This is a genomic window from Alloyangia pacifica (assembly GCF_900116195.1).
Taxonomy (GTDB): Bacteria; Pseudomonadota; Alphaproteobacteria; order Rhodobacterales; family Rhodobacteraceae; genus Salipiger; species Salipiger pacificus.
Genome location: NZ_FOZW01000011.1, coordinates 56,533 through 71,592, shown reverse-complemented (window position 1 = coordinate 71,592; position 15,060 = coordinate 56,533). Strand labels below are relative to the sequence as shown.

Below are 15,060 nucleotides of genomic sequence, written 5' to 3'. Positions count from 1 at the left end.
AGGCCGGAAGGGACTTCGTCCACGATCAGCTCGCGACGGGGCGCAAGCTTCGCGTGCTCACGGTGGTGGACACCTTCTCGCGCTACGTGCGGGTGCTCGATGCACGCTTTACCTATCGCGGCGAGGACGTGGTCGCGACACTGGAACGGGTGTGCAAACGCACCGGATACCACCGCCGAAGCCGCGCCGAGACGAAAATTCGTTGCGAGAAGCTGTGAGGGCAGGTGCTTAGGCGCGCGAGGTTGAACGCCAAGGCGCAGAACTCCGGGTTCGCGCCGTCGTGCTGGACGGCTGCAACGGGCTCGGCATCTCGATTGCGGAGCCCGCAGGACAAGTGCGTGCGGGGAAAAGGGAGCTGCGACCTTCAATTTCTTTGCGCAACAAGGTCTCCTGAAGCGGGAGTTGCATCGCGACATCGGCCTGCGGGCGCTGATTTCGCGGATGGAGATATCTGGCGGGATGCTGGAAACCAATCAAAGGCTGCCGGGGTGAGGGAGCTCGCGCGAGGCGCTTGCTTGGCAATGGATCTAACGCGGCTTCATTCTCGGGCCGTTGCAAATGGCATCTAACTTCAAGCAAAATCGTAGGCTGCGTCGCAAAGCCGGCGGTGGAACTTCTTAGAGACCACATACTTGCCACCCTCCGAAACGAGCCAGCCACGCGAAATTGCGCTGCGGGCGAAATCCAGCTCCTGCGCGATGCGGTCGGCATTGTCGACGCGCTGGCGGACGATGTACGTCGGCTTGCCCGTGAAGTCGCAGACCAGCGTGGCGCCGCCCTTGAGCGGCAGGGTTGTGCCAGTTTCGGGCAGGTGAACGTTCCGGACCTGAGTGATTTCCGCGATGGTTGAAAAATCGACGATTCCGCTGGGCCCGGTCCTGAGCGCGGGCCGGATGGCTGTGATGGTGGGGGGCGATATGGTTTCGTGCGAACCGGAAATGCCCGGGTCGCGCAGACCCAAGGCGGCGCAGAGGGCTGGGTCTGCGTCGATGGCGTGTGCAAGCGCCATGGCCTGCCGGTCCAACTCTTCCGCAGAATGGGGCAGGGTAGGCGTAGCGCCGAAGCGCATTTCACCTAGCGCGAGGCCGGGAATGGGGTAGACGCCGATGTCCGGGGGCTGCCATGCGAGCGTCGAGTCAGAGAGGACCGTCATGCCTTCGGGGAAGATGCCCCGGCGCCGAAAGGCACCGATCAGCTCTTCGCGGTAGCCATCGAGATCCCGGGGGGAAAACAGGCGGTCCGCCGTGACCATCGCGCGCAGATAGTCCGGGAAGATCAGCGCGGCCGGCGGCATGTAGTCGAGGGCGCGGATGCAGATCGTCAGGAAATGCGAGGCGGTGCGCGCCGCGGCTTTGGCGATTTCCTCCAGCAGGAAGGCGTGGGTGGCGCCGTTCGCCTGCCGGGTCATCCTCATGAGAGGATCCACGCGGCGGGCGACGGAGTGCAGAAAGGCCTCAAGCACCGCAGACGCGAGCAGGCCGCCGCGTTTATGCGGCTCTGTCGGTTCGGGCCCGTACCGCGGCAACTGGGCGGTGCCATCCTTCGGATCCGCGTCGGTCCAGGAGATGTCGAGGGTGCGCAGACCCGAGCGGCGCAGGGTTTTCCCGAGCTCGGGGGCGAGGCCAACAAGCGACTCGTGGCGCATCAGCTCGTCACCGGATTGGCGCAGCAGGCTTTGCAGGTAGGCCGGGCGTTCGAAGCGCGACATCAGCGCGACGATATCGGCGATGGCCTCGTGAAAGGCGGCCACGTCCAAGTTGACGGGCAGATCGTAGCCGGGCCTGAGACCGTCGAGAAGCGCGTGTGTGATCTCATGCGCGACCACGTCTGAGGACAGGGCGGTATGCCGATAGAGGGCGTCATCCGGATCGGAGCCATCCGATCGGCTGGGGGCGGCTCCGAAGCCGAAGCGCACCTCCTGTAGAGCGGGATCGTACCACGCATTGAGCTCTTCGATGCCAAAGGGGACGAGCCTTATCGGTGGCGTGCTGTCGGCGGTCCAGAAGCTCCAGGCAATCGGTCGACCAAGCGCGCGGCGAAACATTTCGTAGACATGCATCGCCACGAAATAGGCGTTTCGGCAATGTGATTGCGGGAGGCCCTGATCGAGGAAGTCGTCATCGGCGTTGTCGGGAAGGCAAGGGCGGCAGGCGGGGATCCCGGTCGTTGCGTCGGTGGGGTCCACGGCGAAAAAGGCGCCGGATATGCCGTCCCGCAGAGGTTCGTAGGGGATCGAGACATGCGACAGGGCGTTCTCGCAGCGCCTGAGCGAGGGGTCGACGGTGTAGATGCAGCCGCGGCGGGTGCGCTCGGGTTGGTTTCCGCTGAGCTGATAGATCGCGTTGGCGACACCGGCATAACGCTGGATGTCCGGAGAAACTTGGCAGGCCGGGACGCGTGTCATGCCTCAGAGCCCGGCCAGGGCAAAGGGCAGTTCGGCGCGTGACGGGTCGCAAAAGAGCTGCGGGTTCTGGGTCATGAGGTTCACCGCGGTGTCGAAATCCCGCACGGCACTGCTGTTGGTCATTCCCTGAGCAAGGCCCGGGAGAAGCTGGTGCACGGCGTGTGAGAAGCGGCCATAGCTGACACCGGCCACGGTCAGCTCCTTCGCCAGTTGGCTGGCACCCGCGGCGGAAAACAGAATGTGGTTGGTGCCGGTGTATGGGTTGCCGGAGCGGCTTGCACCGGAGCCGGTCAGCGAGTGGCCGCGCGCGCGGTGCCCGGGCCGCACGACGCGACCCAGAGACCGCGTGCGGTCACCTCCCGCGAGCCGGGTCGCGGAGCCCGAAAAGCAGCTATCGAGGAAGACCAGAAGCTCGGCCCCGGGAGTCAGCTGCTGCAGGATGTTGTGAATTTCATCGTCGATCAACGCGTGTTCGATCAGCGAGCTGGGAACGGTTGCGTAGTACCCGACGATCGCCTGATCTCGGTTCGAGGTCTCGTCGCCAAGGTCCTCGTCGGTGTCGGCAATGTCGATGCCGTGCCCGGAGAAATGCCACACGAGCACGTCGTCCGGACGCGCGGAGGTGACGAAGTCGCGCAGGTGCTCGGCGATGCGGTCGCGGGTTGTGTCCTGGGGACTGGTGTACTGGCGGCAGTCGAAATCCCGGGTGCGGAACCAGTCCGCCCAGAGGTTGGAGTCGTTGACGCAGCCCTGGAGCGGCTGATCGGGATAGGCATCAATGCCGATGGTCAGCAGGCGGTAGGCGCCGCCACGCGGCGCTGCAGGTGGATGGGGACGTGGCCGGGGCGTGGTTTGAGGCGTGGTTTGAGGCGCGGCGGAGGCGGCGACCGAGAGGTAGAACTGCGCTTCCTGGGGCAGGGACGGGAACAACACGTCCGCGCCGCGTGCGCGCGGAGTGGCCGGGAATGGCGGCACGATCGCGGGGTCCAGACCCGGGCGGATAAAGAGCAGCGCGGACTGCATCGTTGTCGCATCGTTGTCGAAGTCGCCGTGGGTCTTTGCCGTGCTCGCAAGCCGGTCTGTGCCGGGAAAGACGCGCGCGCTGGCATGCACGATGGTTTCGCGCAAGTTGCCGCCATTGCCCGCGGCGAGGCGCTTCAGCAGGGCAGTGTCGGCCATCAGGTGGCGCTGCATGCCCAGGAGAGGGATCGGCCCGTCGGGCTCGAATGCGCGGGAGACGAGGTAGAGGAGCGATTTTCCGTAGAAAGCACCGACGGTGTCGTCACGCTCGGCTGTATCGGTCAGGTTGTAGACGCGGCATCGGATCGTGGCGACATCTGGGCCCGTGTCGAGTGCCTGCCGCGCCAGTTCCGTCGTTGCCGCCGGGGCGAGGGTCTGGAATGTCAGGGGTGGACGCTTGGCTCTTTGGAGAACCGGTAGCCAGTGCAGGTGAAGGACAGCACCCGCACTGTGCCCGACCAAATGCAATGGCAGGTCTTCGGAACCGAAGGCCTTGTTGAGTTCCTGTGCGAGTAGCGCCAGTCCGCCGTCGGGCTGGCTTGCCAGCAAGGCCGAAGTCTTCATCGCCTGCCAGACCGGCTGGCCACCGGTGCGCACCAATGCTTCCGTGGCGCCGTCGCGCAGATCAGATGCAAAGCCGCGCGACGGGCTTCCGAGGGTCCCGCGCAGGGCAAAGAAGATCGAAGAGAGCGCATCGGTCTCCCAGACGCAGAAGATCGGGAAAACCTTGTTTTTCATCCACCAATCGACGGTGTCTTCGACATAAGCCAAAGCGTGCGCCTCGGAAGTGAGGCCGCCATGCGCATAAACCATGATATCGCCGCCAGTCTCCGCGACGAAGGATGCGGCGCTGCGGCAGATCTCCCGTAGGTCGGCCTGCGTCGTCGAGACCAGCCCGCGCGGCGACAGCTTGCCGAAGCGCATGTTGACGATGTGGTTGCGCGGATCGACCGGGCGGAAATCGGGCGCAGCGGCTTGGGGGATATTCCGGGCCGCAGAGGGTGTCCGCAGCATTTCGCGGGCGAGCCAGCGCAGGTGATCGTCTACCACGCTGGTCCGGCGCGGGGCCGGCGGCTGGTTCCGGGACTGGGCGAGGACTTTGGCGAATTTGGCCTCGATCCGTTTGCGGGTGAGCATCTTTCGGACGGTTGTATCCCAATCCTCGGAGGAGGCGAGTGGGGGTGCAGTGCGGACGGTGCCGTGCAGCGCATTGATTCCGATCAGGATCTGAACGACGGCGTCCAGCTCGGTCTCCGAGGCTTCGGCCTCCGATGAAACGAGGGCCAGGCGGAAAAGCTCGTCTGAGCGCTTGTCCGGATGGGCAGTCAACACAACACGGCCATCAGGCAGCACCAGCGCGTGAACCGGGACGGAGCCGGAGAGCAGAGACCAAAGCTTTGCCACGAGTTCGCGTATCGCGCCTTCGGCGCCTGCGTAGCGCACGAGCTCAGAGAAACTGCCCATCTCGTGGGGCATGTCGATCGCCAGAAGATGTACCCGGTCCGGGGCAGTTTCCACGAAACTTGCCGCGCGGTCGAAAAGCGCCTCGATTTCTTTCAGGGTCGTCAAAATCGGAAGATCGGAGCTGGGAAATGCATTTTGGGGCATGAGCAATAAGCCTCAAATGAAATTCTGAAAACCCGAGTATTGTGCCTTCAAACTTTGCATCGAGTCAAAAATCTTTTCTCCCTTGTCGCGTCTTGAGTTCAATGAGGTATCGGTAGGGTTGAGCGAATCGAGTGATCCATGTTTTATTAATAGTTGTATTTCAGAAAAATTTATTGAGGTCCCCAATGCGATTTTCATGGGATATTTCCGCCTCTTCGCGGATTATGATTTCTGCATTGCTCGCTGGAATCATTGCAGTTTTCTGGATAGGTTCGGCGCGGGCCGAAACCGATTTCTGCACTGCGGCCAAAAGTGATTTCGCGGACGTTGCAGGCCATGGAGAGTTCCGGCGCGTTGTCTGTGCCGAGGTCGCAGCCCTCGATCAGGTGTTGGTCTACAACCGCTTCGGATCGTACAACCCGTTCGGCATGATCTTTGCCCTGACGCGCGATCTCGTGCCGCTGGGGACTGAAGAGACCGTTGGGGATGCGCCGGACCCGACGTGCGAGGATGATATCGGGCTCCATATGAAGCCCGAGGGACTATCGCCGGGCAACGTGCGCCTGCGCGACTGCAAGCGTGCGAGGCCGCTGACCCTGCGTGCCAATGTGGGCGACGTGGTTCATGTCCGTCTTCATAACTACCTGAGAAAATCCGAGTCCGATGCTGAGGTCGTCGATTATTCACGGACGTTCTGCCGACAGGCGGGCGAAGGGGATACGCAGTGGCGCAAGCTGGTACGAGCGGAGGTCAGCACTGGCAGCGCTGAAGCGGGCGGAACCGCTCGGCCCGGCGGACAGGACCGCTTCGTCGACGCTCTGTGCCCGACTGACAGCGCAGCGAGCAGCGCCGAGCTTGCGGTGCTTGCGCAGGGCGAGCCGGGTGACGGGGCAGCGGATGCCGACTGGCCGCGCACTCGGGGCGTTTCTTTCGTGATCGACGGGATGCGTCCGCTGGCCGATCCGCAAAGTGGCGAGGTCCATGGCGCCTGCGTGGGGCTCGGCGTGCTCGAGCCGGGTGAGGCCTATGTCGATTGCTACTGGCACGCCGAGCGCGAGGGGCCGTTTTTCATCAACTCGGTCGCCGCCCCGTCAGGGGGAGAGGGTGATGGCGGTTCGCTGACGCACGGGCTTTTCGGTTCGCTGGCGGTGGAGCCGCAGACTGAAGGCCTAGCGGCAACGGCGTGGTATCGTAGCCAGGTGACGCGCGCGGCTTTCGATGCAGCCTGGGCACCGGCCGAGTCCGCGGTTCAGCACGCCCGCGATGGCGCGCTCAACTTCGAGGCGCAGGGCGATAACGGGCTGCCTGTCCTAAATCTTTTGCAGGCGCTTGGCGAAGACCAATTCGAACTGGTTCACAACGAGCTGAACGCGATCATTCGACCCGCCGACGCGCCGGCGTTTCGTGAATTCACGGTGGTATTTCACGACGAGCTCAAGACCTTTTATACGCGCAATTTCGAAGAATTGGCTCGCTTCGAACAACTTGCCGGCGTGAGTGATGGCTTTGCCATCAACTACGGCGCAAGTGGCCTTGGGGCGATGATCCTTGCCAACCGGAAAGGGATCGGGCCGGCAGCCGATTGCATGGAGTGCCTTTACGAGGAGTTCTTCCTTGAAAGCTGGGCGAATGGCGATCCGGCCTTGCTCGAGGTCTATGACAGCGATCCCTCGAATGTGCATCATTCCTACCTCAACGATCCGATTGTTTTCCGGAACTATCATGCGGGCCCGAAGGAGACCCATGTCTTCCACTTGCATGCACATCAATGGTTCACCGGCAACGATCCGGGGCGGGGGACCTATCTGGACAGCCAGACGGTCGCACCGCGGCAGGGGTTCACCTACAATATCTATGATGGCGGGTTGAATGATTACGCCAACGAGCCGCGGGCCCCCGGTGATGGCTGGTGGGCGGCGCAGGGGTCGGGCAACCGCAATCGGACGGTGGGGGATTCAATCTTTCACTGCCATCTATACCCGCATTTCGCGCAGGGCATGTGGTCGCTCTGGCGGGTCCATGACGTACTCGAGGACGGCAGCCGCCTGCTGCCGGATGGCCAGGCGGAGCCGGGTCTTTCGGTCAGCCTTCTGAAACCCGAAGAGCGCGTATCGCGCCCTGGTAGTGTCGGCGGTGACGGGAGATGGGACGGGGAGGCAGAGGGCACGCCGGTGCCCGCGCTGGTGCCGCTGCCAGGGCTGCCGGCGCCGCTTCTACCAACCTACACCGGCGGCAGCGTCGAAACGCAAGATGGTGGCTCGGTTGAGGTTGCTGAGGGCAACGCCGTGCCGGGGTATCCCTTCTTCATCGCGGGCAAGCCGGGGCATCGCGCACCGCAGCCGCCACTGGACATCGCGCGGACTGACGATGGCACGGACTGGCATGACGGCGGCTTGCCGCGTCACGTCGTGGAGGGCAACTCCAAGCGCAAGCTGGGGGTCGAGGCCCATACACCGCTCGAGCCTGCGGATTTTGCAGAGGCGCTGCCAGGCCCGAACAGGACGAACATGACCAGGCGCGAGGACGACCTCTATCGGGCGACGGCGAAGATGCTGGCGCTTGGGGACTTTTCGGGCAAGCTGACGCATGCCGTGATCGATGTTCTGGAGAATGACGGCGAGCCCCTGGAGAAGGGCGCGATGGCGTTTCACCACGATGGCGGATCGCTGGCGCTTGCAGATGCTGAGGGCAGGGCGACAGAGTTCGTGTCGGACCGCGGCGGCTATCTCAGTGGACCGCCCGAAAATCCGGGTGCCAAAGGTTACTTCGCCGTGAACGGTGCGCCGCCCAAACCCGGTGCGCCCTTCGCCGATCCCTGCGGTGCGCCCAAAGGCTATGCCACCATCGACCCCAACGATCCCGACGCCAGTCATCCGACGGCGCCGATGGCGCTGATCAAGGATCCTTTCGGCGAGAACCACGGGGAGGGTTACGCCGATTTCGTGCCCGATCCGGCGGTGACCGGCTTCAGGCGATATGACGTTTCAGCCGTCCAGGTGGATATCGTGACGAACAAGGCCGGCTGGCACGATCCACAGGGACGCATCAATGTGCTGACTGGGATATCGGACGCCTACAAGAACCGGGGCCCCAGTGCTCGGGAAGAGCCGTTCTTCTTCCGCGCCTACTCCGGCGACTGCATCGAGTTCCGCCACACAAACGAACTGCCCAAGGAGCTGGAGCTTGACGACTTCCAGGTGAAGACGCCGACCGACACCATCGGCCAGCACATCCATCTGGTAAAGTTCGACGTGACCTCGGCGGATGGATCCGGGAACGGGTTCAACTACGAAGATGGCACTTTCGCCGCCGATGAGATCGCCTTGCGTCTGTGTGCCATGTTGGACGGGGCAGAAACCGATGCCGAGACGGCGGCGCAGGCAGCGAAAGATCAGGGTCTGATGGAAGACTGGGGCGCCTTGTGCGAACACGAGGAAGACCATTGGGTGCCGCGCAAGAAAGACTATTGGTCGACGAAGCTGACAGACAATCGCGCGCGGTTCCAGACCACAGTGCAGCGCTGGTTTGCCGATCCGATCCTGTCCATTGAGGAACTTGTCGACGGGCAGCCAGGCGGCAACGACAAGAGTGACCGCACGATGCGGACGGTCTTCACCCATGACCATTTCGGGCCGTCGTCGATCCAGCAGCATGGCTTCTACTCCGCTCTGGTGATCGAACCGCGCGACATGGAGATTTGTCCCGGTCTCAAAAGTCAGGACGGCTGCATGCAACCGGTGGAGGATATGTCGCTTGCAACGGGCGACGAAACCGGTGTGGGCGTGCACAAGATCGTGCAGACCGCCGGCGAAGAGAACGAACTTCATCCCGACTATCGCGAGTTCGCGCTGGCTGTGGCGGATTTTGCGCTGCTCTACGATCCGAGTGACAGCGACAGCGATCTTGCCGCTGCGGCGGGATCCATCGGAAACGGCCTGACCCTGCTCGGCGCCCCACCGTCGGGCGAAGAAGTCTTCGGGCCGAAGGGATTGGCCAAGCTGGTCTGCGAGGCTCAATTCCGAAACGACCTGGGGAGCATGGATGCAGAGGGCGCAATCGTGCAGTTCTGCGCCTCCGAACTGGAATGGCTGGCTTCTGGCTCGTTGCTCGAAACCAATCCTGTGCCCCCTGCGGTGGTGGCGGCCGGCCTGATCGAGGAGGCAGACGTGATCGACCTGCGGCGGCACCTCGGGCTGGTGCGTCTGCGGGCTGGGTTTGGCGCAGGTTTCGCGCGCCCGGTCAATCCGCCGGAACGGCCGGAATCGATTTCGGTCGATCACCACGATCCCTACCTGGTGAACTACCGCGGCGAGCCTGTGCCGCTGCGGATCGGCGATACCTCGGGCGAGGGCGATGCGGCCGAAGCCGGGCCTGAAGAGGACCCCGAGCTGGAAGAGACGGAAGAGGATGCGAGCCTGTTTCTGCCCGGAACACGGTCGCGCCTCTGGAAGGCGGCAAGCCATGAAGAGGCTGCCTCAGAGGCGGAAGACAGCGCAAAGACCGCGTTCGAATGCTTCGAAGGTGGTGATGGGGCTGGCGCTATTCTGGGACAGTTTGGGCGTCGGGACGCGGCGGGGGTCGGGCCACGGGACGAAAGCATGCCGCTTCCGGGTGTAGAACCCGACGACGCGTTCTGGCAAACGGTCGGAGAGGCCGGGCACATGGACAGCTGTTCGATCGACGGGCAAAGCGATGCCGAACGCGGTGATCTGGCGAATGTCTACCGTTCGACCTTCGATGCTGAGAAGCTGGTGGAACAGGGCGGGCAGGCCTCGGGAAGCGATGTTCCGCTGGCGTTGCGTCCGCATGGCGATCCGGTCACCCCATTGCTTGAGACCTATACCGGCGAGCGGGTGCAGATCCGCCTGATCCAAGGTGCCCAGGAAGTGCAGCACACCTTCAACATCGAAGGTTTGATGTGGCGGCGCAATATCGACCAGAAATTTCCCTCGGAAGCGCCGGAGCTCGATTCCGCTCTGCCCGGGCAGACCTTCTGGCAGGCGTGCCGGGATTGGGGCCGGCAAGGGATCGCGGGGCAGCATGACCGTTGGCGCAAAGGGACGCTGAAGGACGATGACGACACCGCGTTCTGGCAGCAGCATTCCGAGATGGCGGCGGTCTGCGACAACCTGGAAGGGTTCACCACCGCGCAGGAGGTGGGCATTTCCGAGCATTTCGAGATTCCCACAGCGCCCAGTAAATACCAACCCGAGGTGCGCGTCCTCGACGAGGTTTCCGGCGCGGGGGACGATGTGCCGTCGCTGGATTACCTCTATCATTTCGGGTCACACGACGCGGTTTGGAACGGTGCATGGGGTCTGATGCGGGTCTTCGAGCGGCTTACGGAAGGCTCGCCGGACGTGACGAAGATGATCGAAAGAGGCTGCCCGGAGGGTGAGGACTGCACGATCTCGTCGTCTCTGAGGCAGCTCGGCGAAGGGAGGCCGGATTTCGCCGCGAGGAACCGGACCTCGGCCGAGCGCGTAAGCTCTGACCTTGCCGCCTGTCCCGCCAATGCGCCGCGGATCGAATCCTATGCGGTGGCGATGCCGCTCGAAGATGGCATGTCCTATGCCTCCTGGGGCCGCAAACAGCGCGATCCGGACGGGCTTGCTCTGGTGCACCTGCCGCGCAGCCTGGCCCTGCAGTGGATCGGGGGACTGGAGGGCGCCGCGACGGAACTCGCGCGAAACCTGGAAGCCAGGCGCGCCGATGTGGAAAACGGGGAGCTGACGCAAGCCGAAGCTGACAGGCTCAATGAAGCAGACGAGGCCGCCCATGGGGGCCAGCTCAGCGCGATGCTGCAAGACCTGCGCCACGCCGCGCAGCCTTATTTTCGCGACGAGCCAATGGTGATCCGAGGCAACGCTGGCGACTGCCTTTCGCTCAGGGTGATCAACGCGCTGGGTCGGATCGAAGATCAGGCTGCTGGCTCTTGTGGGTCTCCGGCGGACGGTCCGCGCGACTGTCTGGGCGACGCGCTGATGCCGAAAATCGTCAAGCTGAATGTGGAGCCTGACTGGGAGGAGGGCGATGGCGACAATCGCCCCGGGGCGCGTCACATGGAACAAAAAAACCTGGTCAACGTACGACCCTCCGACCGGCTTGCCTTGACGGCGCCCATGTCGATGCTGACGCGGGCGGAGAGGGCGCATCTGCCTTTCGGAGCAAATGTGACTGTTGGTGTGAAGCCTGGCGAAGTGCATGAGGCGGAGTATTATCTCGGGTTTCTGCGCGTGGACTGGCCTTTGATCGAAGCGCTGATGCAACCCGGCGGGCCGGTGGCGCCGCAGACGGGATTTCAGAATCTCAACGCCATGCGGGTCTGCGGCCAACGTGACCTTGGTCACGCGGATGACGGCGACCATGCACCCGAGTACCCTCCGGAGGTCCGTGCCCGGGCGAACTCGATCTTTGAGGGCACGGATGACCAGTTCGTCGTGCGGCTCAGAAGTGAGCTGCCTGCTGAGGTCTCGGACCTAACTTTCGAGATAAATTTACTGGGTAACCTCTATCAGGGCTGGCTGGATTCGGTGAACACCGAGGGCGATGAGGCGGAGGCCCGTCCCCTGCGGGCGGGTGTCCTGGAGCTAGTGGCACAGCGCAGCGCGGCCTGTTTCCGGGATCTCATGACAATCCGCGGGCTTGGCATGCAGCTGGGTGCCGCCGAAGAGTCCAGCTACCCTGAAGACACGCCCCTGCATGCTCAACCTTATGCATTTGGGGCGGTGCCGCTTAAGCCCATATCTGACATCTTCAACCAAGGATCGCATGGGCTCTTCGGCGCGGTGATCGTGGAACCGCAGGGCGCGACCTATGCGGGTCGGGCGCTATTGGACGGTGCGCAGGGCGTCTATGAGCCACAGTCTCCGCTGGTGCGTGTGCGCGGCGCCCATCGCGGGCGGGCAGGGAACACGGTCATCCACTTCGAGGCCCCGGAGAGCTGGCCATTCGAGCAAAGTCCGAAGGGTGCCTTTCGCGAAGTCGTGCTGTTCTATCAGGACGGGCTGAACCTGTGGGACACCGAAAGCGGCAATCTCTGGGAGGCAAAGGATGGCAGCCGGCTGCCCATCGTCGATAACTGCGCGATCTGCGACGACTCCTATGATCTTGGTGAAAAGGCTGTCAGCTACCGATCTGCGGCTTTCCATCTGAGATTGCGGCAGGCGCAGGGGCTGGAGGTCCTCGAACAGCATGGCGACCTGAATGCGCAGTTGTTCGAAAATGACTTCTTTCACCACAAGGACAGCCTCTGGTCGAACTCGATCCGGCTTTGGGCGAAGCCCGGCGAAGAGGTCGTATTCCGCGTGATCCATCCCGGCGGACGGGCTCGGCAACGGGCCTTTGTGACGGTGGGCCATGATTACGATGATCTGTTCCCGGGCTTTGGCTTTCCCCATGCGGCGCTGCTGGCGCCGGGCAAGGCGATCTCGGCAGCACTGTCGGCGCCGGTGCAGCCAGGCTGCTCGATGTGGGCTGACGGACCGCGGCAGATCTTTGCGGGCGGCGTCTGGGGACTTTTCGATGTGCTCGACAACCAGGGGATGGCCTCATGTCCTTTCCTCGAATGATTGGCGGGGTCAGCCGGGCCTGGCTGCTTGCAGCGGTCTTTGTTTTGGCCCTTCCGGCTTTGCCTGCAGGCGCTCAAGGTTTCGGCGGAGCGCTTGACGTTGCTCTGAGCGTCGGAAGCGATGGCGCGGGGCTGGAAGCGGGACGGGTTTTTCGCGTGACCGCGCGACTGTCTGATCCGGCGACGGGCCTGCCGGTGGAGAACGCGCACCTGGCCGGATGGATACGCCCGGTCGACGAGGGCAACGTAAGTTGTGCAGACGCTGCCAGAAGCTATTTCGTCAATCAGGGCGCATTGCCGCGCGGATCGACGGATCTGTCGCGCTCTCTCTATGGCGTGCTGCACGACGACGACCGTCTGGCAGTCGTCGATTGGGAGCACGCCCTGGCCAGTGCAAACATCCGAGCCATCACCGGGCTGCCCAAGGGCGCCCGGGACATTGTGGCCCTGACCGAAGGTTATTCGTTCGCGGTGCGCGCGGCGGACGGCGCGATCTGGCGGGTCGCGGCGGCAGAGGGGACGGAGGCGGAACGCCTTCCTTCCGAGGTGACCGAGGTAACGTCTAATGGCTGGCTCCGGCGCCGCGATGCTCTCGTTTCTCCGGCGGGCGATGACTTTGGTCTGCCAGACGGCGTGAAGCTGCTGCGCCCGACCTTACCGGATCCGGACGACGGCCGGGATAGGGGGGTGCTCGCGCTCGGCGCAGATCGGGCGATGCTTTACCGGCCAGATGCTGCGCCGCAGGCTTTCGTGGCGCCGAGCGCCGCATCGGATGTCGGCTATTCCGACGCAGCGCGAGCCGCGATTTTCACTGATGGCAGTGCAACTCTGACCTTGGTCTTTGAGGGGGGCGTTTCCATCGCGGCGCCATTGGCTGCGGCGGCCAAGCGGATTTCCGTCGATCCAGAGGGGCAATTCGCGATTGCCTGGTCGCCCGGTTCGCCGGTCGTTTCGATCGTCGAGATCTCGACAGCCTCTGTTGTCCAGGGCATCGCATTGAACCGGGCGCCGGTCGATCAGCCGCTGCGCGAGGTGGCCTTCGCCGGGACGGCGGCGTTTCTTCTGCTTGAGAAGCTGGATTTCGTCATGGTGGTCGATCTTGAACAGGCGCGCCGGGGCGCCGTGGCTGCGGTGCGGCCCGTAAGGCTGGGGCCGGCGGTGGAAGACCTGCCCGCCGGTGCCGGCCCGTTCCTTGTCGCCTCGCAGCGCGGCCATGATGCGGGCGCCGTCCTGGCATTGCATCCCGACCTGATGACAGCCTTCCCAGTCAGTCAGGACAGCGGCAACACGACTGCGCCGATGAATGGCTTTCGCATCCGCGGTGCGCGACCATTGGGTCTGGCGGAGCTGAATGCCGCTCTCAAGGAAACGGCCCCGGGTCTGCACAGCGCGGCGACCGTGCTGCCGCGCGGCGGGCGCTATGAGGTGATCGTGTCCGGTGGACCGGGGAATTTCACCTCCTGCGCGCAGTTCGAGGTGGAAGGAGAGACACAAAGCACTTTGGCGCTGAGGCTGCGCGCCATCATGCGCGATGGCGCTGTCTTACTGAGCATCGAGGACGAAGACGGTCAGACGCAGCGCTGGCCAGGGGCTTTGCCGGTGAGGATGCTGGCGCTGGAAAACGGATGGCGGGGAAGTGCGGTCACCAAGCCCCGGGGCGCGACGCTCCACAGCGTCGATGCAGATGATCTGCCCGGCGGGCAGGTCAGTATCGCGCTGGACGTTGTCCTCCCGGCGGGAGTGAGCGTGGCGCCGGCAACACTCGAGGTCCGCCGATGAGATGTCTCCACATTTTCCTCAGCCTTTGCCTTTGGACTGGTTCGGTGAGCGCCCATGACGGCAAGACCCATGCTCCGGTGGCGGATGGAGAAGAGCTCGAGACCACGGTTGTGGAGGCGGAACTGGTGCGGTCCGATGCGCCGCTGCTGGATCAGTTCGGGCGCGCGACGACGCTGACGGATGCGCTCGGCGACGGCCTGGTGGTGCTGAGCTTCACCTATACCAACTGCGAGTCTCTTTGCGGGCTCGCGGATATGGTCCTCGGCGCGCTTCTGAGCCACCCGGCCCGGCCCGACACTCTGCGGATACTGACGCTGACGCTTGACCCGGCGCGGGACAGCCCAGCGGAGCTGCTGAAGCGGCACGAGGCCTTCGGTGCCCCGGACGGCTGGCTGCGGCTGACGGGCGCGCCGTCGGTGGTCATCCCGCTTCTGTCGCGCAACGGAGTGTGGGATGGCGGCCCCATTGACGAGCACAGCCTTGTGCTGATCGTGGGGAATGCGGCGAGCGGCACGGCGACGCGGATCGAGGGGCGGTCCATCGACATTGACCGCATTGTCGACCTTCTGGTCAACGCCGGGTGAGGGCGCTTGCGCTTATAGCCGTGCTCTGGGGGCAGGGGCTCTACGCTGAAGAAATCGGAGAGGCGCTCTACGAGGGGCGCGCCCCGATTTCCGTG

5 protein-coding genes and 1 pseudogene are annotated in these 15,060 nt (G+C 63.9%); 4 read left to right on the top strand and 2 right to left on the bottom strand.

Translation table 11 applies throughout. From position 1 onward, the window contains the following. Nucleotides 1–11: 11 nt before the first annotated feature. Nucleotides 12–191 (top strand): annotated as a pseudogene (locus BM397_RS30095) (integrase catalytic domain-containing protein); the annotation flags it as partial. A gap of 380 nt (nt 192–571) precedes the next feature. Here the strand turns inward: BM397_RS30095 and BM397_RS20875 are convergent. Further along, nucleotides 572–2,404 carry a gluzincin family metallopeptidase gene (locus BM397_RS20875; RefSeq protein WP_092428117.1) on the bottom strand — a complete coding sequence of 611 codons (1,833 nt, stop codon included), beginning with the start codon at nt 2,402–2,404 and terminating at the stop codon, nt 572–574. A 3-nt stretch (nt 2,405–2,407) separates the two neighbouring features. Then, nucleotides 2,408–5,032, bottom strand: coding sequence for a caspase family protein (locus BM397_RS20870; RefSeq protein WP_092428115.1), 2,625 nt, complete (start codon nt 5,030–5,032; stop codon nt 2,408–2,410). A gap of 185 nt (nt 5,033–5,217) precedes the next feature. Here BM397_RS20870 and BM397_RS20865 point away from each other — a divergent pair, with 185 nt between their 5' ends. Genes BM397_RS20865 through BM397_RS20855 form a run of 3 tightly spaced genes read left to right on the top strand, consistent with a single transcriptional unit; the run spans nt 5,218 to nt 14,965 of the window. Next, nucleotides 5,218–12,603: a cupredoxin domain-containing protein gene (locus BM397_RS20865; RefSeq protein WP_143015399.1), complete on the top strand. Its 7,386-nt coding sequence runs from the start codon at nt 5,218–5,220 to the stop codon at nt 12,601–12,603. Next, the gene (locus BM397_RS20860) at nt 12,585–14,381 is read left to right on the top strand and encodes a hypothetical protein (RefSeq protein WP_143015398.1); all 1,797 of its coding nucleotides are present in this window, start codon (nt 12,585–12,587) and stop codon (nt 14,379–14,381) included. Before BM397_RS20865 ends, BM397_RS20860 begins: the two co-directional genes overlap by 19 nt. 44 nt (nt 14,382–14,425) lie before the next feature. Then, nucleotides 14,426–14,965, top strand: a complete 540-nt coding sequence (locus tag BM397_RS20855) for an SCO family protein (protein ID WP_092428109.1) — start codon at nt 14,426–14,428, stop codon at nt 14,963–14,965. Nucleotides 14,966–15,060 lie beyond the last annotated feature (95 nt).

What these genes read in the sequence shown, in the direction of transcription:
- BM397_RS20865 (WP_143015399.1), top strand. Translation starts at nt 5,218, where the DNA reads ATGCGATTTTCATGGGATATTTCCGCCTCTTCGCGGATTATGATTTCT.
- BM397_RS20860 (WP_143015398.1), top strand. Translation starts at nt 12,585, where the DNA reads ATGTCCTTTCCTCGAATGATTGGCGGGGTCAGCCGGGCCTGGCTGCTT.
- BM397_RS20870 (WP_092428115.1), bottom strand. Translation starts at nt 5,032, where the DNA reads ATGCCCCAAAATGCATTTCCCAGCTCCGATCTTCCGATTTTGACGACC.
- BM397_RS20875 (WP_092428117.1), bottom strand. Translation starts at nt 2,404, where the DNA reads ATGACACGCGTCCCGGCCTGCCAAGTTTCTCCGGACATCCAGCGTTAT.